Genomic DNA, 23,507 nt, shown 5'->3' on the forward strand with positions numbered 1-23,507 from the left:
GCTCAGGCGCTCTCCTGAGAAGGCTCCGTGTCGAGCAACGTATCAAGCTCAGCCGGCAACCCAATCAAATAGCCCTGCACATAATCGATACCTAGCGCGTGCACCGCGCTACGTATCTCTTCTGTTTCCACATATTCCGCCACCACCAGCATTTTCTTCATCCGGGCCAGATGGCAAATAGAAGCCACAATCTGGTAATCCAGGCTGTTGCTGACAATATTGCGAATAAAACCGCCGTCGATTTTGAGGATGTCGGCGTCCACGCTTTTTAACCGCGCATAGCTGGCGTAGCCGGTGCCAAAATCATCAATGGCGATCCGGATGCCCATTTTTTGTAATTTCCTGAGGGTAGACGCCGCCAGATCCGCATGACCAAAGGCGCTGCTTTCGGTCACTTCAAAGATCAACTGCCATGCTTCAACGGCGTATTTAGCTAACAGGCGGCTCACTTCAAGCGGGAACTGCGCCCGGTAGACGGTAGAAGGTGCGAGGTTGATCGCAAAGCGCTGGCCCGGCAACCGCTGGCGGTGCTGTGCCAGGAAACTCAACGTACGCTCCAGTACCCATAAATCGACACGCGACGATAAACCAAATTCCTGTGCTATGGGCAGGAACTGTTCGGGAAAGATCAGCGCCCCATTATCATCACGCATTCGCAGCAGCACCTCGTGATAACAATCGCCGCGCAGCCCGCGAACGGGTTGAACCAGCAGGGTAAAAGCGTCCTGCTCCAGCGCGGCCTGTAAACGGCTCATCATCGCGACCTTATCTTTCAGGCTACGCTGCAAGTGAACAGCCCCGCGCTGCTGAAGATTTTCCGGGTGGTTGGTAGAAAGGGAGAGATCGGCCACGATGCCCAGCTCCCCCAGCACCAGATAGAGGTGATTGACGGGTGAGCGCACATAGCAATAGCTTATGCCGACCTGAGGCTGTACCGGCATACCATCCCAGACAAAAACGAACTGCTTGATATGCTCGTCCAGCGTCTCAATGCGCTGTTGATGCGACTCCGCATCCAGACGCACCGCCATGTCATACCCGGTGAGGTGATAGACTCGCTCGTTGGGCTGAAGAGTGCCGTTTATCCATTGCGCCAGCTGCTGTTTATACTGGATCCGCAGCATCACGCCGTAATTGCGTCCCAGTACCTCCAGCTCGGGCACGCGCAGTAAACAGAGCGCTGACCACGGATGACTGGCCAGCTCGCGCGACAGCGCCCGCAGGTTGGGCATATGCACCACCGGATCGAGAAAAGCCTGACTGCGGGAGCGAATATTGATGGCGCGCTGGCGTGTCGCCAGCATCGACATGTACGTCACAACGAAGGAAAAGACCAGATAGCTGGATGAGGTGATCGCCAGCTGAATGCCATACCCCTCTTGCACCGGAATGTAGTGATAAAAAAAGTGAATCGACACCAGCAGGACCGGCGTCCAGATGAGTGACATCAGCTTGTAGCCAAAGCGCATCGCCCCCCAGAGCATCACGGGCATCAGCAGGGACAAGGTGTAGTTGGTACTGAAAATAGAACTGTTTGCATTCATGGGCAGCAGCAGCATGACCAGCAACCCGCCCAGGGCTAAAAACCACACCACAAACTCAACGGCCGTCACCTTTTTGTCTATTTGCGCGCGGAGCTGGGACATCAGTCCCTTGATATAGCGCGGATGCCGTATCAGGCGGATCAGCAGGTAGCTTAGCGGCACGCCCGTCAGCCCGCTCACCAGTAGCCCCTGATAGTTAATAAGTGTCCGAATATTGAGGGGATTTAGTCCCGCGAGGCTCTGGCGGCTCTCATAAATGCCGAGATAAACCGCAAACTGAAACAGCACCAGAAAAAGCGTTGCCGGACAAAACACCTGCCAGAAAATACGCTGCCCCATCAGACGTATGTCACCGTAAGCGGTCATATTGCGCCGGGGCGCAAATACGCGATAACCGCCCCAGCTGAGCACCAGAGGAACGATAAAATGCAGAATGCCAGCCACGGTTTCAAATAACCCAACGGAGGGGTAATAACGTAAAAATAGCGATACCACCACCCCGGGGAGGGCTTCCAGGCCAAAGAACAACATCAGCGCCAGCAGAAAAGAGAGCGGGAGATAATAGAGCGCAACGATACCGTCACCCAGCTGCGTTAAGGTATTAGCCACACTTAGTACCGGGAGTAACACGACGGGTAAAATAAGAGGAAGTGCCCACCAGCGGTCTTTATTTTGCTTCAGGATGTGGTGAATATTCATAGATGCTCGTTTACAACCCTTGCGCTCCAGAGGGTAAAGGAAGACAGGCATCCAACCTGACGTACACGTTGCCCGGAAAATTCCTGGCAAGCACAGTGGAGGAGGGATTTTAAATATCAACGACGGGATGCGGTTGACCTAAATCAAATTAATTTATCTGAATAAACCTTTCTTACGTTTTTTTTGAATATTTTTCCTGTAATTATCAATGCGATAAATAAAAGCGTTGTTTTTAATAACATAAATTAATGTAAGCATTGACGGTATTTTACATTTCGCCGAATTGACCCAGACTTGCGGCTGTGCCTTAATAGCCGTATCGCCCAAAAGGGTATACTCAGGAAAAGAAAGTGAGTCAGGCTACGCGTATGCGAAAACGACATCGATTTAACACCCGGATGACCCGCATCATACTGCTCATCAGTTTCCTGTTTTTCTTTGGCCGCTTTGTTTATTCCTCCATTGGCGCCTGGTATCACCATCAGGACAAAATTCAGTCGCAGCAATCAGGCCTCGTTGTGGATTCGCCCGAGCGCTAACGTCCATGTTCACGCTGTAACAGCCGAATAATTACCGTCATCCCTTTGCTGAGGATCTTATCCTGACGCATCACTATCGCCAGTTGCCGGCGCAGAACGGGCGTTAACGATTGAACGCGTAATCCCTCCCGGTCGTCGGCATGCTCCACCGCCATTCGCGGCACAATACTGTAGCCCAGCCCTGCACGTACCATGCGTTTGATGGCCTCAATACTGCCAAGCTGCATAACCGGTGAGACGGCTAGTCCGCGGGCTTCAAACCAGCCGTCAATCAACGTTCGCGTACCGCTGCCCGACTCAAACGCAATGAGCGGCTGAGCGTATAAAGAGTCTGGCGTAAACTGCTCCCCTTCTTCCGGCTGAACCTGCGCGCCAATCCAGACAAACTCTTCCTCCATCGCGTGCATAATCGCCAACGTACGACCGCTCGCCGGTAGCGTGACCAGCCCCATATCCAGCCGATTCTCCTCAATCGCCCTGACGATATCTGGCGTATTTCCCGTCGTCACTCCGATCCGTAACAGGGGATACTCCTCACGAAGCTGCTGCAACAGCGCTGGAAGCAGATGAATACAGGCCGTCGCGCCCGTGCCAAGCGTGATGGTGCCGCTCACTTCCTGATTGAATGCGCTAACCGAACGAATTGTCTCCTCAACCGCCAGTTCAAGACGTTCACCGTGCACCCGTAGCGCCTCACCGGCAGCAGTGGCTTTGATTCCACGCCCCGTACGTTCGATCAGCCGCGTCTGAAGAAACTGCTCCAGCTGGCGTATTTGCAGGCTGACGGCGGGCTGGGAAATACCCATTACATCTGCTGCCGCAGAAAAGCTGCCGCGTTGAACGACCAGACGAAAAGTGGCGAGGTGTCCCAGATTGAGCGTCGTCATGCAAAGTTTCTCTTATAGGGTGAATAAGGATACGGCTCTGCCAGCACAATACCGCGCCCTGTATGCTCGGGACAACTGCCTAACGGAATGAAAAATAATGGAAACACCTGCACTCCCTCGCCGTCTTGCGCTCACTGCGGGATGTAATCAACTCATTAACTGGGGGATCTCCTTTTACATGCCGGGAACCTTTGCTCATGCCATTACAGCAGACCGAAGCTGGTCGTCCCCCGAAATCTATCTCGGCCTGACGCTGGCCATGCTGGTTATGGCTATTGTCTCGCCGTTTGTCGCTCCTCTGCTGGCGCGTTTTGGTGGACAAAGGGTGGTAATGAGCGGGACCTTGCTGATCGCCGTAAGCTGTCTGTCAATGGCCTTTACGCCCACACTTTCAGGCTGGTATGGCGCCTGGTTGCTGACCGGCATCGGGATGCGCCTGTCGCTGTATGATGCGCTTTTCTCCGCTCTTGTGAACCTATACGGACCGCAGGCACGCAGGACAATCTCTCGTGTCACCCTGGCAGGCGGGCTGGCGTCCGCTGTCTTTTGGCCGCTGGGAGACGCCTTACTGAACGTGATGGGTTGGCAGGATGCGCTGAAGATCTACGCCCTGTTCGGTCTGCTCAGTGCCCTGCTTCTTCGGCGCTTCCCGCGCCAGCGCTTTACGGTCAAGCCCAAAGCATGTACGCAGGTTTCCCCTCATGACAGGCGTAATGGCTGGCTTTATGCAACCTTCATTGCTCTCATCACCTTCGTCTCTAACGGCACCTCTACACACCTTCCCGAATTTATCGCCAGCTTCGGCCTGCCGGTCGCCGTCGGCATGCTGTGGGGAATGGGGCAGACCGGTGCGCGCCTTATGGAGGTGCTGGCAGGGGCGCGCCTCACTCCGCTAAAACTGACGCTTTTCACTGCGCTCGCCATGCCGCTTTGTTTTCTCATCGGACTGAGCAGCGACATGCTGGCCTGGTGTGCCGCCGGATTTGTGTTCGGCTTTGGTGCCATTAACGGGCTGGTGACTATCGTCAAAGCGACGCTACCCCTGGAACTGTTTAGTACAGAGCGCTATGCCAGCCGCACCGGGCTGCTGCTTATTCCAGGCCAACTGATGGCAGCCGCCTCTCCGTTTGCGTATGCGTGGCTGAATAAGTCGCTGGGTATAACAGGCGGAATGTGGGTTTCCGCAGGACTGACGCTGGTCATTGCGGGGTTCGCAGTGGCGCTCGTGCGCAGCCCAGGCAAACAAACTGTATCGCACTGTATCCCGAGCGCTACGCTGACAAACCGGTACAAAACGCCCGCAGAAGCAAACATCCCCGATACATAAAAATGGTCTTCTGTATCCCTCGCCATAATAAACTGATGAGGAGAGACACAGATGATTCGTCGATATTTCCTGCTTCCTGTATTTGCGCTGACGTCCTTTGCTGGCGCACTGGCCGCACCGTTGGATGGCCTGAGCGCCGCTGATGTTAATGGCCCGGCCGCCGTAGCGCCGCAGGAAAAACCCCAGCCGCCAGCAAAACTGATCGTCGACCCACCGCTGGCGGGACCGCTGAGTAAAGGTGCGGTCTTTATTCAGTACCGCGTCGAAAACCTGCGCATTGAACCTGTATTTGGACCCGACGCGCTGAAAGTCACTCCGCGTATCGGCCATATTCACGTTGTGGTGGATGACGCGCCCTGGCACTGGGCTGATACCAGCGGCGAGCCGGTGATCCTGGTCGGGCTGCCCGCCGGGAAACACAAGGTAACCATCATCGTTGCCGACCCGACGCATAAGCCCATCGACCATAAAACCGTTGAATTCACCGTGCCGCCACACGCCGCGGTTCACCACTTTTAAGGAGCCTGTTATGAAAGCATTGTCTGTATTAACAGCGGCGCTGCTGGCGGTTTCCACCAGCGCGCTGGCAGAGACGAAAGCCAGCGTGGTGCTGGTGCACGGGGCGTTTGCCGACGGCAGCAGCTGGAATAAGGTGATTACCCGGCTGCAAAAACACCATACCGAGGTCATTGCGGTACAACTTCCGCTCACGTCTCTGAAAGATGATGTCGCCGCCACGCAGCGTGCTATCGCCCGGGCTCATGGCGACGTTGTGCTGGTCGGGCACTCCTGGGGCGGGTCGGTAATCAGCGAAGCGGGCAATAATGCGCGGGTGAAGTCTCTGGTTTACGTTGCCGCTTTTGCGCCGGATTCCGGCCAGTCGACCGCAGATCTGGCAGACAGTTATCCTGCTCCGCCAGGGAGCGCCAGCCTCGCTAAAACGTCAGAGGGGTATTTATATCTGCCGACAAAAGCGGTCAGCGAGAATTTTGCCCCTGACGTGAAGGACGTTGAGCGCAGCGTGATTGCCGCGACGCAAAGCCCTATTAAGGCCGATGCGTTTGGGGAGAAAGTCGCGCATGCCGCCTGGCATGACAAACCGAGCTGGTATGTGATCAGCAAAAATGACCGGATGATCAATCCTGAGCTTGAGCGCGCAATGGCGAAGAAAATCAACGCCAACACCACGGAGGTAGCGGCAAGCCATGTATCGATGGTCAGCCAGCCGGACGTCGTTACCCGTACGATTGAACAGGCGTTATCGGGTCAACAGTGATAAAAAAGCCCGCATGATGAACGGTCCGACTTCGGGCCACGCCATCCTGCGGGCTTTATGCACTTCTGGCTCCTGCAACGGGGTTATGTGCGGTTATGTCACAAACGCGCCTTCCCCCCACTCTTAACCATCAGAAGCTGTACGTCACCTTCAAACTTCCCACAGGAGACGTTTTTCGCTGAACAATTGGGCTATCGCCAGCCTCTCCCGTCAGCTGCGTAACGCCAGCTGCGGCAAGCAGGCTCCAGCGGGAGGTGAGCTTATGAGTCCAGTCCAGGTTCAGCGAATACGCATATAGTCCCGATCCGGCATCGTGTCGGGCAAAACCCGATGCGGCCGACTGGGCGGCATTCACCCCGTAATAGGTTTGCACGTACTTACTGGATCCCCAGCTACCGGTCAGCGCCAGCGTTAACGCATTTTTCGGAGATGTATAGAACGGGCTGGCAATGCCGAAATGCACAGCCTCACCATTGTCTCTCTCAGAAACCGGAACCTCTGCCTGCAACTGCACGGTCAGCCAGTCAGTCACCCTGTACCCCAGCCCTGGCACAACGATAGCTGAGCCTTTAATGTCACCCATTCCCCGCAGGTCGTCGCTGCCGGAGGCGATCGAATCGCTGCTTACGTCGCGATCCTTACGTCCAGCGCGATAGCTCAGCGCTGCATTGTAGTCCAGGTTACCAAAGCTGTTGCCGTAGCCGATCCCCCGCGTGGTGCTGACAAAAAAACCATTTGCCATCGCGTAATCAACCACCTGAGCCGCAGAGACCCGGCTCTTGTCCGAACCGGAATAGCGTGGCGCAACATCCACGCCGCCTCCCAGGGTTAACACGTTGCCCTGGCGCTGATCTGCCGCCAGGGCCGTGGTAGCCAGTAACGCCAGGACGGCCCCCGGCAAGATGCTTTTCATGCTGCGACCGATGCGTGAACGGGGGAAACTATGACGCAGTGTGATGTTTCTCATTAAAGAAGCCCTTTGGATTCAGATAATTGCAATACAAGCGGTGTTAAACGCCAGAGCGCTCATTCTGAATACTCACCCTAAGGTTCTTATGAGCCGTAAATGAAGAAATGCTGAAGCAAGTGAAGGTTCTGTAAACCCTGAAGAATTCCTGATACCGTTTTTTCTTCAGTTGTTCTTCATGCACTGTTGATACAGTTACCAATGTGAAAATTCTACTAATTGAAGACGACCTGGATCTCGGCAATGGCGTACGTATCGCCCTTGCAGATCAAGGATTTGATGTCATATGGGTACGCCGCAAAGAGGATGCGCTGCATCAGCTTGGGATCTGCGTGCCGGAACTTATTTTGCTAGACCTGGGGCTGCCCGATGGCGATGGCATGAGCCTGATGACGCGCCTGCGTCAACAGCTTAAGGGCGTCCCCTCATCATCCTGACGGCGCGAGGCACGCTACAGGACCGCCTGTGCGGTCTGGATGCAGGCGCAGACGATTATCTGGTCAAACCTTTTGTTCTCGCCGAACTGCTGGCGCGCGTGAGAGCCCTTGCGCGGCGCAGTTACGGTTTTGAAAATGAGGCAATAGAAATTCGCGGTTTGTCGCTTCATATTCCGACGCGTCGCGTAACGGTGAGCGCACGCCACGTTGAGCTGACGGCAAGCGAATATGCGCTGCTTGAAACGTTAATGCTGCGCGCCGATCGCGTGCTTACGCGACGGTATCTGGAAGAAAGGATATTTGGCACGAAAGAAAACCTCAGCAACGCGCTTGACGTGCATATGGGTAACCTGCGGCGAAAAATTGGCGATGGCTTTGTGCGAACGGTAAGAGGCGTTGGGTATGTCATTGATACCGTACCCGTTCAGAAGGCGGCAGGTTGATGCGTAATTTTTGGCACCACCTCCGGCTTCCCACGCTGGTCAGGCGAATGCTGGTCGCCCAGATGCTGCTGCTTACGTTGCTCTGGTGTCTCTTTTTAACCTTCATTTTGCTGGAAGACCTGCGTAGCCCTCCCATACTGACGGGCAGTGAGACTTATGAAACCGTTTTTTCCCTGGTGGAGAGTATGGACGATCGTCCGCAGGCGCGTGATGCTGTGCTGGCAGCGTTCAGCAAGGCTCTGCGGGAGGGCTATGGCGGCGGTGAAGACCCGGAGCTGTCCATCAACCTCATTGTTCGCAAGAATAACGAGATTATTTTTTCTTCGGATGGTGCGCCAACGGGGGTAAAAAATAGCCGTCTGAGGGTCATGCAGCATGTCCAGAGTGAGGACCATACATGGACAAGCCGTACCCTCAAATCCGCGCACTCCGACGTGGAGGTCACCCTTTTTACCCCTGCCGGTAGCTGGAATTTCTTTATCTATCTGAACTCGCGCGGCTACTACGTCATGCCGCTGATGATATGCATCCCTTTTCTTCTGTTCCCCGCGTGGCTGTCCATCCGCATCGCGATGCGCCCCTGGAACAAGGTGGTAGATGAAATTTCATTGCGCACGCCGGACGATCTCTCGCCTTTAAAAGCCGTCCCCAGACACAGGGAGCTTCGCCAGACGGTCGACGCGATTAATGACTTTCTGGCCAGGGTGCGGGAAAGCGCCGAAAGGGAAAAAATGTTTATTGCCGATGCCGCTCACGAACTGCGTACGCCTCTGGCCGCGATGCGGATCAACGTCGAGGCATTGCAGTCCTGGGTCATCAGCGAAAGCCAGCAGGAACTGCTTGCGGGCATTGTTCGCAGCAATAGCCGTGCTGCGCGTCTCGTCAATCAGCTTCTGCTGATGATGCACAGCGAAGCACACATCAGCACGGTGATGTCGCCTGTGCCGCTGACAACGCTTATTCAGGAGCGAATGGCTGCCCTGGAACCGCTGGCGTCCGGACGCAGAATTGAGTTTGAATTCTTCGCCGACGATGAAATCCATGTCGCAGGCATTCGGGAACGTCTGGTGTCGCTGATCGACAATTTAATTGAGAATGCCGTGAAGTACAGCCCTGAGGGTGGACGCATTGAGGTACAACTGCAATCGCGTGATAAGTGCGCTCAGCTGCGCGTCTCAGACGCGGGCCCCGGTATCCCGATTGAACTGCGGGAGCGCGTGTTCGACAGATTTTTCCGCGATCCTAATCAGACCCAAAGCGGGAGTGGACTGGGGCTTGCCATCGTCAAAGCCGTTACGCAGCAACACAACGGCAGGGTCAATCTGAGTACGTCAGCCGAAGGTGGTCTTATGGTGACCGTTGATTTCCCGAATCCGGCGTTCGCATGAACGTAAACCCGGCGCTACACGTCCTGACATGTGTCAGCGCAGCGTTACTTCACGTATGCCGCAGATTGCTTCAATAAAATTACCGTATTTGTTATATTGTTACTTACTGATTATTCACCTCTGCGGTGCCAAAAAGAACAAGATTCACCGCAACCCAGGACAGAAAAATGTTAGATTACCGCTTCCCGACAGCTTTGCAGATGGTTCTCAGCGTAGCGATGGCGGAGCAATCGGGTGAACGTTCGACGAGTGCAATCCTGGCTTACGGCCTGGAAGCGAATCCGAGCTTTATCCGCAAATTAATGGTTCCTCTCGCCCGCGACGGCATTATCGTCTCCACGCTTGGCCGCAACGGCTCTATTCATCTTGGCCGCCCGGCGGAAGAGATTACCCTGCGTGATATCTACCTTTCCGTCACTGAAGATAAAAAGCTGTGGGCGTCCCGTCCTGACGTCCCGGCCCGCTGCGTGGTCAGCGCCAACGCCTGCTGGTACTTCAAATCAATCGCTGAGGAAGCGGAGCAGGCTTCGTTAGCGGTTTTAGCGCGCCATACCGTCGCCAGCGCGCTGGAAGAGGTGAAAAAAGCCGATACCAGCGGGTGCGATCCGGTGCCGGAACTCTGTACGCAGCATAAAAAAGCGCCTTAATCCTGACAGACTGCGAAAAAAAAGCCGCCTTCATTGTGAAGGCGGCTTTTTGCTATCTGCTACGTCCTACGCAGGCAACACCTCTCTTTCCGCTTTGCCGCGCGTCACGAACTTACGCAGCGTCACGTAAAAGACCGGCGTCAGGAACAGACCAAACAGCGTCACGCCCAGCATCCCGGAGAAGACGGTGATCCCGGTGACGCCGCGCACTTCTGCCCCTGCCCCGTGACCAAGGATCAGTGGAATAGTCCCGGCAATAAAGGCGATAGAAGTCATTACAATCGGGCGTAAACGCAGGCGGCACGCCTCCAGCGCAGCCTCCATGATGCCTTTGCCCTGAATTTCCAGCTCGCGGGCAAACTCCACGATAAGTATCGCGTTTTTACAGGCCAGCCCCATCAGCACAACCAGCCCTACCTGCACGAAGACGTTGTTATCGCCCCCGGTCAGCCAGACGCCGAACAGCGCGGAGAGCATCGTCATCGGCACGATGAGGATCACCGCCAGCGGCAGCGTCCAGCTTTCATACAGCGCCGCCAGCACCAGGAACGCCAGCAGCACTGCGACCGGGAAGACGATCAGCGCCGTGTTGCCCTGGGTGGCCTGCTGGAAGCTCAGGTCCGTCCATTCAATATTCATCCCGTTCGGCAGGATCTGCTTAGACATAGCGTCCAGCTGCGTCATCGCCTGCGCGGAAGAGAGCACGCGCGGGTCGGCATCACCAATCAGATCCGCCGCCGGGTAGCCGTTGTAGCGGATCACCGGGTCCGGACCGTAGGTGGTCGTGATGTTCACCATACTGCCAATCGGCACCATTTCGCCCTGGCTGTTGCGGGTACGCAGATTCGCAATATCTTCCACGCTGTCGCGGAACTGCCCGTCGGCCTGCGCCATCACGCGCCAGGTACGCCCGAACTGGTTGAAATCATTGACGTACGACGAGCCCAGATAGGTTTGCAGCGTCCCGAAGAGATCGGTCAGCGACACGCCCTGCGCTTTCGCCTTATCGCGGTCAACCTGGACGTCCAACTGCGGCACGTTAGCCTGGTAGGTTGAGATGGGGAAATGCATCCCCGGCGTCTGCATAATCGCCCCGGACATGGTGTTCACCGCGTTTTGCAGCGCGCCATAGCCCAGACCAGCGCGATCCTGTATGTACAGCGAATAGCCCGACCCCTGACCCAGCCCTAAAATCGGCGGCGGCAGAATCGAGAAGCCAAAGCCTTGCTGGATTTGCGCGATTTTCGCGTTGATCTCCGCGTTAATTTCCGCCGCGGAATGTTTACGCTGGTCGAACGGCTTCAGGCCAAAAAAGACCGTCCCGGTGTTCGGCGTATTGGTGAACTGGAGCGCATTCAGGCCAGGAAACGCGACCGCATAATCCACGCCTTCGGTATTCATCCCGATTTCGCTCATTTTGCGAATCACCGCATCGGTGCGGGCCAGCGAGGAGCCTTCCGGCATTTTCACGCCGCCAATCAGGTACAGCTTGTCCTGCGTGGGAATAAACCCGCCGGGCACCGCTTTAAACATGACGCCTGCGGCACAGAGCAGCAGCAGGTAAACCACGAATACCGCACCGCGCCGTCCCAGCGTTTTGCCCACCAGCCCCTGATAGCCGTTTGAACTGCGGAGGAAAAAGCGGTTAAACGGACGGAAAATCCAGCCGAACAGACGGTCGATAAGCCGGGTCGGGAAATCTTTCGGCGCGCCGTGGGGCTTTAACAGCAGTGCCGCCAGCGCCGGAGAGAGCGTCAGCGAGTTAATCGCTGAAATCACCGTCGATATCGCGATCGTCACCGCAAACTGCTTGTAGAACTGGCCGGTAACGCCCGACAGAAACGCCATCGGCACAAACACCGCGCACAGCACCAGCGCAATCGCGATAATCGGCCCGGACACTTCACGCATCGCCTGGTGCGCGGCCGCAAGCGGCGCAAGCCCCTCTTCGATATTTCGCTCGACGTTTTCCACCACCACGATGGCGTCGTCCACCACGATACCGATGGCGAGCACCAAGCCGAACAGGCTGAGGGTATTCAGCGAGAAGCCCAGCAGGTAGAGAATGCTGAAAGTACCCACCACCGACACCGGCACCGCGATCAACGGAATGATCGACGCGCGCCAGGTTTGCAGGAACAGAATGACCACCAGCACCACCAGCACCACGGCTTCCAGCAGCGTTTGCACCACCGCACGGATTGAATCACGCACGAAGACCGTCGGATCGTAAGGTGCCGCCCACTTCATGTCTGCCGGGAATCGCGTCGACAGTTCGTCCATTTTGGCGCGCACCGCGTTAGACAGATCGATGGCGTTCGCCCCAGGAGACTGGAAGATACCAATCCCGACCGCATCTTTATTGTTCAGCTGGGAACGCAGGGCATAGCTCCCGGAACCCATTTCAATCCGCGCCACATCGCGCAGGCGGACGACCGTACCATCCTGCGTTGTTTTCAGGACAATATTGCCAAACTCTTCTTCGGTATGCAGGCGGCCCTGGGCGTTAATGGAGATCAGGAAGTCGCTCTCTTTCGGCAGCGGCTCGGCGCCAAGTTGCCCGGCAGACACCTGCACGTTCTGCTCCTGCATCGCCGTGACCACGTCCGAGGCGGTCAGCCCGCGCGCCGCCACTTTATTAGGGTCCAGCCAGACGCGCATCGCGTACTCACCGGAGCCGAAAATCTGGATCTGGCCGACGCCGGGCAGGCGCGCCAGCTCATCCTTCACCTTCAGCGTGGCGTAGTTGCGCATATACAGCGAATCGTACTTACCGTTTGGCGAAAACAGATGCACCACCAGCGTCAGCGTTGGCGACTGTTTCTGAGTCGTGATGCCCAAACGCCGCACGTCTTCCGGCAGACGCGCCTCGGCCTGCGCGACGCGGTTCTGCACCTGAACCTGCGCCTGATCCGGGTCAGTCCCCGGACGGAAGGTCACGGTGGTCACCAGCACGCCGTCCGAGCCCGCGACGGATTTCATATACATCATGTTTTCAACGCCGTTGATCGCCTCTTCCAGCGGTGTTGCCACGGTCTCGGCAATCACTTTCGGGTTGGCGCCCGGGTACTCCGCGCGCACCTGCACGCTTGGCGGCACGACGTCAGGGTATTCGCTCACCGGCAGCAGCGGGATGGCGATTAATCCTGTGATAAAAATCAGAATCGACAGTACGGCGGCAAAAATCGGCCTGTCGATGAAAAAACGGGAAAAGTCCATGGATTGGATTCTCAGGTAAGGGATCAGTTGAGGGCGGCGCTGGCGGTCATGGCAACGGTTTTTGCATTAACCGGCATACCCGGCATAAACACTTTTTGTAAACCATCGACGATGACTTTATCCCCGGGATTCAGCCCCTGCTGTACGATACGTAAACCGTCGGCCAGACGCCCGGGCGTGATGTCGCGGCGCTGCGCTTTTCCGTCTTTATCCACGATATAGACGTATTTACGATCCTGATCGGTCAGCACCGCCTTATCGTCAACAAGCGTGGCTTTAAATTCCGCACTGCCCGGCAGGCGTACGCGGGCAAACAGTCCCGGCGTGAACTGACGCTGTGAGTTATCCAGCAGCGCGCGCATGCGGATGGTCCCGGTGCTCGGCGTGAGCTGGTTATCCAGGAAATCCACTTTGCCCTGATGGGGATAGCCCTCCTCGCCCGTCAGGCCAATCTCAACCGGCAGCGCCGTGTGATTGCTGGACGCCCCCTGCCCGCTGCGGGCCAGTTTCTGATAGTGAAGGTAGGTTGACTCGTCCACGTCAAAGTAGACGTACACCGTCTTCTGCGAGACCAGGGTGGTGAGGACGCTGGCGGTATCGCCCGCAGTCACCAGGTTCCCGCTGGTGATCAGCGCCCGGCTGGCGCGACCATCGATAGGCGCAGTCACTTTGGTGAAGTCCAGGTTGAGCTGGGCTGCGTCAACCGCCGCCTGCGCGGCGCGAATGTCGGCCTGCGCCTGAACGGCAGCCGAGCGACGCTGCTCCCACTCTTCCCGTGAGACCAGATGGGTATTGATCAACTTATCGGTACGGTTGGCTTCACTTTGCGCGAGGCTGGCCTGCGTTTTGGCTCTTGCCAGGTTCGCCTGCGCCTGTTCCAGCGCGGCGCGATAGGTTCGGTCATCGATGGTGAACAGCACCTCGCCCTTCTTCACTTCCTGGCCGTCGGTGTAATTCACTTTCTCAATGTAGCCGGACACGCGCGGACGCAGCTGAACGCTTTCCACCGCTTCAATGCGACCGTTAAAGCTGTCCCACTGGCTAATGGATTTCACCACCACGTCAGCAGCGCTGACAACGGGCGCTTGCGGCGCGGCATTTTGCGCGACGCTGTCATCGCACCCGACGAGAAGCACGGAGAGTAAAACCACCCCCATCGCGCTCAGATGAAAGTTACCCCAGGTTTTTTGCAGGCTCATTATTTTTATTCCGGTTATTGTAGCCGCCGGGCAAGACGCAGCGGGAGACGCCGCGCCACTTCCTTTGTCCGGTAGCTGGCTTAAGGCCATTTGTGTCGTTCATCGCCACAAAACTGTAACAGTTGCGAATACACTATTCGCGGCGATTGTAGGAAGGCGCTTAACTAAGTGCAAGAATAATTGTTGCACTTTATGTGCTATTTGCGGCAAAGGTAAATCACGTGTTTTGAACAGGGATTTAAATGCAACAATAAAACTTGCAATTAATGTAAAAACGGGTCACCTTTAAGTGCAACAAACAAAGATGCTTTTTAATGCGTGGCGTAGGGGGAAGCAAGATGAACACGGGTGCATTCATTCACGATTTACTCGACTGGATCGACAACAACCTCGATAGCCGTCTGGACATTGAAACCGTCTCCAGGCGAGCCGGCTATTCGAAATGGCACCTCCAGCGGCTTTTCAAAGAACATACCGGCTCCCCTCTCGCCGAATATATTCGCGCGCAAAAGCTGCAAAAATCGGTTGAGCGCTTAGCCCACAGCGATGAACCGATTCTGAACGTGGCGATCGCGCTGGGCTTTGACTCTCAGCAGTCCTTCAATCGCAGCTTTAAGCGTCAGTATGGTCAGGCGCCAGGGGCATGGCGACGCAGTATCGGCTGCCGTGGATCCCGGCAGATGAGCCAGTAGCTCACGTCCCGTTCGGATATCAGCTACAAAAGAAAAACCCTCTGTAAACAGAGGGTTTTATCAGTCTTACCTGCTTATAACTTCGCAGGAAAGGTTATGGGCTTACTCCCACTCGATCGTCGCCGGTGGCTTGCCGCTGATGTCATACACGACACGCGATATGCCATTGACTTCATTGATTATTCTGTTAGACACGCGGCCTAAGAAGTCATACGGCAGGTGCGCCCAGTGCGCGGTCATGAAGTCGATGGTTTCCACCGCACGCAGGGAAACAACCCAGTCGTACTTACGGCCATCGCCCATCACGCCGACGGAGCGTACCGGCAGGAACACGGTGAACGCCTGGCTCACTTTGTTGTACAGGTCAGCTTTGTGGAGCTCTTCGATGAAGATCGCGTCCGCGCGACGCAGCAGGTCGCAGTACTCTTTCTTCACTTCGCCCAGCACGCGTACGCCGAGGCCCGGGCCCGGGAATGGGTGACGGTAGAGCATGTCGTACGGCAGCCCCAGCTCCAGACCGATTTTACGCACTTCGTCTTTGAACAGCTCACGCAGCGGTTCCACCAGACCCATCTTCATCTCTTTCGGCAGGCCGCCCACGTTGTGGTGAGATTTGATAACGTGCGCTTTACCGGTTGCGGAGGCCGCAGACTCGATCACGTCAGGGTAGATAGTGCCCTGCGCCAGCCATTTCACGTCTTCCAGCTTCAGCGCTTCTTCGTCGAACACTTCCACGAACACGCGACCGATGATCTTACGTTTCGCTTCCGGATCGTTCTCGCCTTTCAGCGCGTCCAGGAAACGCTGCTCGCCTTCCACGTGAACGATGTTCAGACCGAAGTGGTCGCCAAACATGTCCATAACCTGCTTCGCTTCGTTCAGGCGCAGCAGGCCGTTATCCACGAAGACACAGGTCAGGTTTTTGCCGATGGCGCGGTGCAGCAGCATCGCGGTCACAGAGGAGTCCACGCCACCGGAGAGGCCGAGGATCACTTTGTCATCGCCAACCTGCTGGCGGATACGCTCCACGGCGTCGTCGATGATTTTTGCCGGGGTCCACAGGGCTTCACACTGGCAGATGTCACGCACGAAGCGCTCCAGCATGCGCATACCCTGACGGGTATGGGTCACTTCCGGGTGGAACTGCACGCCGTAGAAACGTTTTTCTTCGTTCGCCATGATGGCGAACGGGCAGCTTTCGGTGCTGGCAACGGTCACGAAGTCGGACGGGATGGCGGTAACCTTGTCGCCGTGGCTCATCCACACGTCCAGCAGCGGCTTGCCGTCTGCGGTCAGGGAGTCTTCGATACCGCGCACCAGCGCGCTGTCGGTGACAACTTCAACCTGTGCGTAGCCGAACTCACGCTCGTTAGAGCCTTCTACGTGGCCGCCCAGCTGCATCGCCATGGTCTGCATACCGTAGCAAACGCCGAACACCGGTACGCCCGCTTCGAACACGTACTGCGGCGCGCGCGGGCTGTTCTCTTCGGTGGTGCTTTCCGGGCCGCCGGACAGGATGATGCCGCTTGGATTGAATTCGCGAATCTGTGCTTCCGTGACATCCCACGCCCACAGCTCACAGTAAACGCCCAGCTCACGCACGCGGCGCGCCACCAGCTGAGTGTACTGAGAACCAAAGTCCAGGATGAGAATGCGATGTTTATGAATGTTTTCCGTCATTGACGCTAATTCCGAGGCAAGTGAAACAAAACAAAGCGCCCGGCATTGAGCCGGGCGCGGAAATTTATCAGGAGCCCAGACGGTAGTTCGGGGACTCTTTGGTGATCGTCACGTCGTGAACGTGGCTCTCCTGGATACCCGCACCGCTGATGCGTACGAATTCCGCTTTGGTACGCAGCAGGTCAATGGTACCACAGCCGGTCAGACCCATACAGGAGCGCAGGCCGCCCATCTGCTGGTGAATGATCTCTTTCAGGCGGCCTTTATACGCCACGCGACCTTCGATACCTTCCGGTACCAGTTTGTCAGCAGCGTTATCGGTCTGGAAGTAACGGTCGGAGGAACCTTTGGACATCGCGCCCAGGGAGCCCATACCGCGGTAGGATTTATAAGAACGCCCCTGGTAGAGTTCGATTTCACCCGGAGATTCTTCGGTACCGGCCAGCATGGAGCCCACCATCACGGCTGCGGCACCTGCGGCGATCGCTTTGGCGATGTCACCAGAGAAGCGGATACCGCCGTCCGCGATAACCGGAATACCGGTGCCTTCCAGCGCTTCAACCGCGTCAGAAACCGCCGTGATCTGCGGCACGCCTACGCCAGTGACGATACGGGTGGTACAGATAGAGCCAGGGCCGATACCCACTTTCACCGCGCTGCAACCCGCTTCCGCCAGCGCGCGAGCGCCTGCGCCTGTTGCCACGTTACCGCCGATAATCTGGAGATCCGGGTATTTAGCACGGGTTTCACGAATACGTTGCAGAACGCCTTCGGAGTGGCCGTGGGAGGAGTCAATCAGCAGCACGTCAACGCCCGCGGCAACCAGCGCGTCAACGCGCTCTTCGTTACCTGCGCCCGCGCCAACCGCAGCGCCGACGCGCAGACGGCCATGCTCGTCTTTACAGGCGTTCGGTTTACGTTCTGCTTTCTGGAAATCTTTAACGGTGATCATGCCGCGCAGGTGGAAGTTCGCGTCCACAACCAGCGCTTTCTCAACGCGTTTTTCGTGCATTTTCGCCAGCACCACGTCGCGGGTTTCGCCTTCACGCACGGTCACCAGACGCTCTTTTGGCGTCATGTAGACGCTTACAGGCTGGTTCAGGTCAGTCACGAAACGCACGTCACGACCGGTAATGATGCCGACCAGTTCGTTGTCTTCAGTGACTACCGGGTAGCCTGCAAAGCCGTTACGCTCGGTCAGGGCTTTCACTTCGTGCAGCGTGGTGGTTGGCAGAACGGTCTGAGGATCGGACACGATACCGGATTCATGCTTCTTCACGCGGCGAACTTCTTCCGCCTGACGCTCGATAGACATGTTTTTGTGGATAAAGCCAATGCCGCCTTCCTGTGCCAGGGCGATAGCCAGACGCGCTTCAGTCACGGTGTCCATTGCTGCGGAGAGCATAGGAATGTTCAGACGAATGGTTTTCGTCAACTGCGTGCTGAGGTCGGCAGTATTCGGCAGAACGGTGGAGTGAGCGGGAACGAGGAGGACGTCGTCAAACGTCAGTGCTTCTTTAGCAATACGTAGCATGGGCAATATCTCTGACCTGGGTGGTTAAATATTGCCGTGGCATTATACAGAGCGTAACCGATTGCATCCACACTTTTTTGAAAAAAATGCTTGCGCTCACCTCTCAGCAGGTTACTATCGACTGAATAACTTGCTGATTTAGAATTTGATCCCGCTCACATGTTATCCTCTCAATCCCCCTCAATTTATACTGTCAGCCGCCTTAATCAGACGGTGCGTTTGCTGCTTGAGCAGGAAATGGGACAGGTCTGGATCAGCGGTGAAATCTCTAACTTCACGCAGCCTGCTTCCGGCCACTGGTACTTTACGCTGAAAGACGACACCGCTCAGGTGCGCTGCGCGATGTTCCGCAACAGCAACCGTCGCGTGACGTTCCGTCCTCAGCATGGCCAGCAGGTTCTGGTTCGCGCCAACATTACCCTGTATGAGCCGCGCGGCGATTATCAGATTATCGTCGAGAGCATGCAGCCCGCCGGTGAAGGCTTGCTGCAACAGAAGTACGAGCAGCTAAAAGCCATGCTTTCGGCTGAGGGATTGTTCGACCAGCAGTTTAAAAAACCCCTTCCCTCACCAGCCCACTGCGTTGGGGTTATCACGTCGAAAACCGGTGCGGCCCTGCACGATATTTTGCACGTCCTTAAGCGCCGTGACCCTTCCCTGCCCGTCATTATCTACCCGACTGCCGTTCAGGGTGACGATGCGCCGGGGCAGATCGTGCGCGCCATTGAGCTGGCGAATGCGCGTCAGGAGTGTGATGTCCTGATCGTCGGGCGCGGCGGCGGCTCGCTGGAAGACCTGTGGAGCTTTAACGACGAGCGCGTGGCGCGGGCAATCTTTGCCAGCCTTATCCCGGTGGTGAGCGCCGTCGGTCACGAAACGGATGTGACGATTGCCGATTTTGTCGCGGATTTACGCGCGCCCACGCCGTCCGCGGCGGCAGAGGTAGTCAGCCGTAACCAGCAGGAGCTGCTGCGTCAGATCCAGAACGGGCAGCAGCGCCTGGAGATGGCGATGGACTACTTCCTCGCCAACCGTACCCGCCGCTTTACCCAGCTTCACCATCGTCTGCAACAGCAGCATCCGCAATTGCGTCTGGTGCGTCAGCAAACCGTGCTGGAACGTCTGCGTCAGCGGATGAACTTCGCGCTGGATAACCAGCTTAAGCGGGCGGTATCTCGCCAGCAGCGTATGACGCAGCGTCTGAACCAGCAGAATCCACAGCCGAAGGTTTATCGCGCACAAACGCGTATCCAGCAGCTTGAGTTCCGCCTCGCGGAAAATATCCGCTCACGCCTGAGCGCCACCCGCGAGCGTTTTGGCAATGCGGTCACCCATCTGGAAGCCGTCAGCCCGCTCTCCACGCTGGCTCGCGGCTATAGTGTGACCACCGCGACGGACGGCAAAGTGCTGAAACAAACGAAACAGGTTAAAGCCGGGGATGTGCTCACCACCCGGCTTTCTGACGGCTGGGTCGAGAGTGAGGTAAAAGAGATCAAACCGGTGAAAAAAACGCGCCAGCGTAAAAGCGGATAAATCTTCGCCGGTTACAAACTATACTGCTGCTATTGCCTTTTTTGATAAGGAGAGCAGCATGCCCCATCTTCATAGCGTCATCCCTCCGTATATTCTTCGTCGTATTATCGAAAGCGGTTCAGAGCCCCAGCAGCGCTGCGCCCGTCAGACATTAACCCATGTGCAAACCCTGATGGCGCATATGCCGGGCAAACCCGCCGCGCCGCATGTGAATAAAGCCGGTCAGCTTGAGCGTGACATCTACGATGCGAAACAGACCCAGGAGCTGCCGGGTAGCCAGGTGCGCTATGAAGGCCAGCCCTCCAACGGCGATGTGGCGGTGGATGAAGCGTACGATTATCTGGGGATCACCCATGATTTCTTCTGGAAGGAGTATCAGCGGGATTCGCTCGATAATAAGGGGCTGATCCTGACCGGTACCGTGCATTACGGCCGTGAGTATCAAAACGCCTTCTGGAACGGCCAGCAGATGGTCTTTGGCGATGGCGACGGGGAAATCTTCAACCGCTTCACTATTGCCATCGACGTGGTGGCGCATGAGCTGAGCCACGGTGTGACGGAGACCGAAGCCGGGCTCATTTACTTTGAACAATCTGGCGCGCTGAACGAGTCGTTATCCGACGTGTTTGGTTCGCTGGTGAAGCAATACTATCTTAAGCAAACCGCCGACCAGGCAGACTGGCTGATTGGCGAAGGGCTGCTGGCAGCGGGGATTAACGGCAAAGGGCTGCGCTCAATGTCTGAACCCGGCACCGCCTACGACGATCCCCTCCTTGGCAAAGACCCGCAGCCCGCGCACATGAAAGATTTTATCAAAACGCGCGAGGATAACGGCGGCGTACACCTTAACTCTGGCATCCCCAACCGGGCGTTTTACCTGGCCGCAACGGCAATCGGTGGCTACGCCTGGGAAAAAGCGGGTTATGCCTGGTACGACACGGTTTGCGATCGCAACCTGGCGCAGGATGCGGATTTTGACGCTTTCGCAAAACTGACGATCGCCCACGGCGAGAAACGCTCCGGTAGCGACGTTGGGGCGGCCATTAAACAAGCCTGGGAACAGGTGGGAGTACTGTAATGCAGGTACCGGAACTGACGGATGACGCCGTGGTTGAGCTGGCCCGGGAAGGCGGCGTCGCCTTTATTCCTAAGCTGAGCGGTCAGCGCACGATCGCCCTCTCCACGCTCAACGAGGCGCAGCGTCAGCGCGTGGTGAATATTCTGGAACAGGCTATCCCGCGCGGACAGCCACCGGGCCAGGCGTCGTCTCCGGGCAGCGGCGATCAGCGCTATTTTCGCATTCAGATAATCTGGACCCGGCACAATCAGGCGCAGTATACCGATATTATTGTGCTGGTTCCGGAGCAGGAAGCGCCGGAATCGCTGATCGAGCTATGGCAAAAAGGAGAAGGCTGCGTGTGCGATTAAGCCCCAGCCCTGACGAACTCGACGCGTTTTTTTGAGATCAGCCCGTGGCCGTTCTGACAGAAGTAATCCACCGCGCCGCAGGCCTTGAGTACCTGAAGCGGCTGATGGCAGTCAGGGCAGCGCGCTTCGAGGGGAATATCTTTATTGCAGCTGTCGCAGTGCGCGATACCGTTTTGCGGCTCGAGCGCTGCGTGGCAATCCGGACAGGTAATCGACATGCTCTCTCCTGTTGAGTTGGGCCGGGACAGGACAACTGCCCCGGCAGACTGAATAGTATCAGGCTTCGGTAGCCGGTTTAGTTTGCGCATTTTCCAGCATGCGACGTACCGGAACAATGAGGACGATCAGCACCGCAGCACAAATCAGCAGCGCGATGGAGCAACGGGCAAAGAGGTCTGGCAGCATATCCAGCTGGTCGGCCTTCACGTGACCGCCAATCAGCCCCGCAGCCAGGTTACCCAGCGCACTGGCGCAGAACCACAGGCCCATCATCTGGCCGCGCATTCTTTCCGGCGCCAGCAGGGTCATGGTCGCCAGACCAATCGGACTCAGGCACAGTTCCCCGAGCGTCAGCATCAGGATACTGCCCACCAGCCAGAACGGAGAAACCCCTGCCCCACCGTTGCTCAGTACGTTCTGCGCCGCCAGCATCATCAGGCCAAAGCCCGCCGCTGCACACAGAATACCGATCACGAACTTGGTGATGCTGCTCGGACGAATGTTTTTGCTCGCCAGCTTCGGCCATGCCCAGCTAAATACCGGGGCCAGCAGAATGATGAACAGGGCATTAATCGACTGGAACCACACCGCCGGGATCTCAAAATCACCGATCATGCGGTTAGTGTAGTCGTTGGCGAACAGGTTGAAGGAGGTTGGCTTCTGCTCGAACGCGGACCAGAAGAACGCGGCGGAGACCAGCAGAATAAAGCACACCAGCAGCCTTGCGCGCTCTTTGCGATTCAGCCCGGCGAAGATGAACAGATAGATGAAGTAGAGCGCGACGGAGGCGGCAATCACATACACCAGCACGCTGGCGACCGCGACCGGATTAATCACAATCACGCCCTGGGCAATCAACGTAACGATGATTGCAACACCCACAGCCAGCGCCAGCAGCCAGGCGCCCACGCCGTTACGTTTCACTACCGGACTGTTCCAGGTGGAGTCCAGACCGACTTCGCTGTCGTAACGCTTCATGGCCGGAACGGCAAACACGCGGAAGATAATCAGGGCGACCAGCATCCCAATACCACCGATACCAAAGCCCCAGTGCCAGCCGTGGGTTTTAATCAGCCAGCCGGAAATCAGAGGGGCAATGAACGAGCCCATGTTGATGCCCATATAGAACAGCGAGAAACCGCCGTCACGACGCGCATCGCCCTTTTTGTACAGTGTCCCCACCATGACCGAGATACAGGTCTTGAACAGGCCGGAGCCGAGCACGATAAACATCAGGCCGATGAAGAACAGGTTGTCGCCCATGATGGCCGACAGGGCAATCGACAGGTGCCCAAGCGCAATCAAAATCGAACCGTACCAGACGGCCCGCTGCTGGCCGAGCCAGTTATCCGCCAGCCAGCCGCCCGGCAGCGCGGCGAGGTACATGGTGCCGGCAAAAATACCGACAATCGCCGAGGCGTTTTCACGCGCCAGGCCCATTCCGCCGTCATACACGGTGGCGGCCATAAACAGGATCAGTAGCGGGCGAATACCGTAAAACGAGAAACGCTCCCACATCTCGGTGAAGAACAGCGAACCGAGCGGATAAGGATGGCCGAAGAAGGTTCGGCTCTCTTTTTGATTAACAGAGGATTGCATAATTCTCCCGAAAAGGTATGTGTCGTGCTTGTAAACACCAGCATGTACGCCGAACGGTTACGTATCCGATCGATTTTTTACATGCGGCGAAATGTTGGTTAACCATTTGATAACCAGGCGCTAGTTTTGTCTAGTACCGAACCCTGGACTTTAAGACGAAAATTCGACGATTGTCTACTTTCTTAGATATAAACATGGTTCAAAGCGAATAGTGATTGACATCACACAGGGAAGGCGGGCCTTTTGAATG

The 23,507-nt window shown here is 56.6% G+C and carries 19 protein-coding genes and 1 pseudogene; 11 read left to right on the plus strand and 9 right to left on the minus strand.

The genetic code is table 11. The features are described from left to right. Positions 1–2: 2 nt before the first annotated feature. Entirely contained in the window at positions 3–2,243 is a 2,241-nt protein-coding gene (locus ACOTZD_RS03810; RefSeq protein WP_023314636.1) for an EAL domain-containing protein, read from the minus strand. Between the two features lie 368 nt (positions 2,244–2,611). Here ACOTZD_RS03810 and ACOTZD_RS03815 point away from each other — a divergent pair, with 368 nt between their 5' ends. Next, positions 2,612–2,782, plus strand: coding sequence for a YfgG family protein (locus tag ACOTZD_RS03815; RefSeq protein ID WP_017383512.1), 171 nt, complete (start codon positions 2,612–2,614; stop codon positions 2,780–2,782). Here ACOTZD_RS03815 and ACOTZD_RS03820 read toward each other — a convergent pair. Beyond that, positions 2,779–3,669 (minus strand): LysR family transcriptional regulator, encoded by an 891-nt coding sequence (locus ACOTZD_RS03820; RefSeq protein WP_032609815.1) that lies wholly within the window; start codon positions 3,667–3,669, stop codon positions 2,779–2,781. The genes ACOTZD_RS03815 and ACOTZD_RS03820 overlap by 4 nt on opposite strands. A gap of 97 nt (positions 3,670–3,766) precedes the next feature. Between ACOTZD_RS03820 and ACOTZD_RS03825 the strand changes: the two genes are divergently transcribed. The 3 genes from ACOTZD_RS03825 to ACOTZD_RS03835 are packed head-to-tail and all read left to right on the plus strand — an operon-like array spanning position 3,767 to position 6,272. Then, positions 3,767–4,996 (plus strand): MFS transporter, encoded by a 1,230-nt coding sequence (locus ACOTZD_RS03825; protein ID WP_045330471.1) that lies wholly within the window; start codon positions 3,767–3,769, stop codon positions 4,994–4,996. Positions 4,997–5,047: 51 nt separating this feature from the next. After that, on the plus strand, positions 5,048–5,515 hold the full coding sequence (locus tag ACOTZD_RS03830; protein WP_003860582.1) for a DUF6130 family protein: 468 nt from the start codon (positions 5,048–5,050) through the stop codon (positions 5,513–5,515). 10 nt (positions 5,516–5,525) lie between these two features. Next, entirely contained in the window at positions 5,526–6,272 is a 747-nt protein-coding gene (locus tag ACOTZD_RS03835; protein WP_023325040.1) for an alpha/beta fold hydrolase, read from the plus strand. Between the two features lie 130 nt (positions 6,273–6,402). Here the strand turns inward: ACOTZD_RS03835 and ACOTZD_RS03840 are convergent, their stop codons facing one another. After that, positions 6,403–7,239: a MipA/OmpV family protein gene (locus ACOTZD_RS03840; RefSeq protein ID WP_003860587.1), complete on the minus strand. Its 837-nt coding sequence runs from the start codon at positions 7,237–7,239 to the stop codon at positions 6,403–6,405. A gap of 203 nt (positions 7,240–7,442) precedes the next feature. Between ACOTZD_RS03840 and ACOTZD_RS03845 the strand changes: the two are divergent. The 3 genes and pseudogenes from ACOTZD_RS03845 to ACOTZD_RS03855 all read left to right on the plus strand — a co-directional run bounded on the left by ACOTZD_RS03845 (position 7,443) and on the right by ACOTZD_RS03855 (position 10,154). Continuing rightward, positions 7,443–8,119 (plus strand): annotated as a pseudogene (locus ACOTZD_RS03845) (response regulator). Beyond that, a complete protein-coding gene (locus ACOTZD_RS03850; protein WP_023325042.1) occupies positions 8,119–9,507 on the plus strand; it encodes a sensor histidine kinase in 1,389 nt (462 codons plus the stop codon). The pseudogene ACOTZD_RS03845 and the gene ACOTZD_RS03850 overlap by 1 nt, the downstream one beginning before the upstream one ends. A gap of 167 nt (positions 9,508–9,674) precedes the next feature. Next, the gene (locus ACOTZD_RS03855; RefSeq protein ID WP_096946777.1) at positions 9,675–10,154 is read left to right on the plus strand and encodes an RrF2 family transcriptional regulator; all 480 of its coding nucleotides are present in this window, start codon (positions 9,675–9,677) and stop codon (positions 10,152–10,154) included. A gap of 66 nt (positions 10,155–10,220) precedes the next feature. On the opposite strand, the gene oqxB is transcribed toward ACOTZD_RS03855, so the two are convergent. Next, complete coding sequence (gene oqxB / locus ACOTZD_RS03860) at positions 10,221–13,373, minus strand: multidrug efflux RND transporter permease subunit OqxB (RefSeq protein WP_045349794.1); 3,153 nt, start codon at positions 13,371–13,373, stop codon at positions 10,221–10,223. A gap of 23 nt (positions 13,374–13,396) precedes the next feature. Continuing rightward, the gene (locus tag ACOTZD_RS03865) at positions 13,397–14,572 is read right to left on the minus strand and encodes an efflux RND transporter periplasmic adaptor subunit (protein WP_048208248.1); all 1,176 of its coding nucleotides are present in this window, start codon (positions 14,570–14,572) and stop codon (positions 13,397–13,399) included. Between the two features lie 338 nt (positions 14,573–14,910). On the opposite strand from ACOTZD_RS03865, the gene ACOTZD_RS03870 reads away from it, so the two are divergent. Continuing rightward, on the plus strand, positions 14,911–15,264 hold the full coding sequence (locus ACOTZD_RS03870; protein ID WP_022651570.1) for a helix-turn-helix domain-containing protein: 354 nt from the start codon (positions 14,911–14,913) through the stop codon (positions 15,262–15,264). A gap of 102 nt (positions 15,265–15,366) precedes the next feature. Here ACOTZD_RS03870 and guaA read toward each other — a convergent pair whose 3' ends face one another. Next, a complete protein-coding gene (gene guaA / locus ACOTZD_RS03875; protein ID WP_003860599.1) occupies positions 15,367–16,944 on the minus strand; it encodes a glutamine-hydrolyzing GMP synthase in 1,578 nt (525 codons plus the stop codon). Positions 16,945–17,011: 67 nt separating this feature from the next. Further along, positions 17,012–18,478: an IMP dehydrogenase gene (gene guaB / locus ACOTZD_RS03880; RefSeq protein ID WP_003860601.1), complete on the minus strand. Its 1,467-nt coding sequence runs from the start codon at positions 18,476–18,478 to the stop codon at positions 17,012–17,014. Positions 18,479–18,637: 159 nt separating this feature from the next. Here guaB and xseA point away from each other — a divergent pair, with 159 nt between their 5' ends. From xseA to ACOTZD_RS03895, 3 genes are read left to right on the plus strand one after another with little or no spacing between them, the layout of a single operon-like run. Beyond that, positions 18,638–20,011, plus strand: coding sequence for an exodeoxyribonuclease VII large subunit (gene xseA / locus ACOTZD_RS03885; RefSeq protein ID WP_045336889.1), 1,374 nt, complete (start codon positions 18,638–18,640; stop codon positions 20,009–20,011). Positions 20,012–20,069: 58 nt separating this feature from the next. Then, entirely contained in the window at positions 20,070–21,089 is a 1,020-nt protein-coding gene (locus tag ACOTZD_RS03890; protein WP_023325046.1) for a M4 family metallopeptidase, read from the plus strand. Next, positions 21,089–21,439: a protealysin inhibitor emfourin gene (locus ACOTZD_RS03895; protein WP_003860606.1), complete on the plus strand. Its 351-nt coding sequence runs from the start codon at positions 21,089–21,091 to the stop codon at positions 21,437–21,439. The genes ACOTZD_RS03890 and ACOTZD_RS03895 overlap by 1 nt, the downstream gene beginning before the upstream one ends. On the opposite strand, the gene ACOTZD_RS03900 is transcribed toward ACOTZD_RS03895, so the two are convergent. After that, positions 21,436–21,657, minus strand: a complete 222-nt coding sequence (locus ACOTZD_RS03900; protein ID WP_003860607.1) for a zinc ribbon domain-containing protein — start codon at positions 21,655–21,657, stop codon at positions 21,436–21,438. The genes ACOTZD_RS03895 and ACOTZD_RS03900 overlap by 4 nt on opposite strands. Positions 21,658–21,715: 58 nt before the next feature. Further along, positions 21,716–23,257 carry a peptide MFS transporter gene (locus ACOTZD_RS03905; RefSeq protein WP_003860609.1) on the minus strand — a complete coding sequence of 514 codons (1,542 nt, stop codon included), beginning with the start codon at positions 23,255–23,257 and terminating at the stop codon, positions 21,716–21,718. Between the last annotated feature and the right edge of the window lie 250 nt (positions 23,258–23,507).

It is taken from the genome of Enterobacter cloacae complex sp. SHL022, assembly GCF_049237785.1.
Taxonomy (GTDB): domain Bacteria; phylum Pseudomonadota; class Gammaproteobacteria; order Enterobacterales; family Enterobacteriaceae; genus Enterobacter; species Enterobacter hormaechei_C.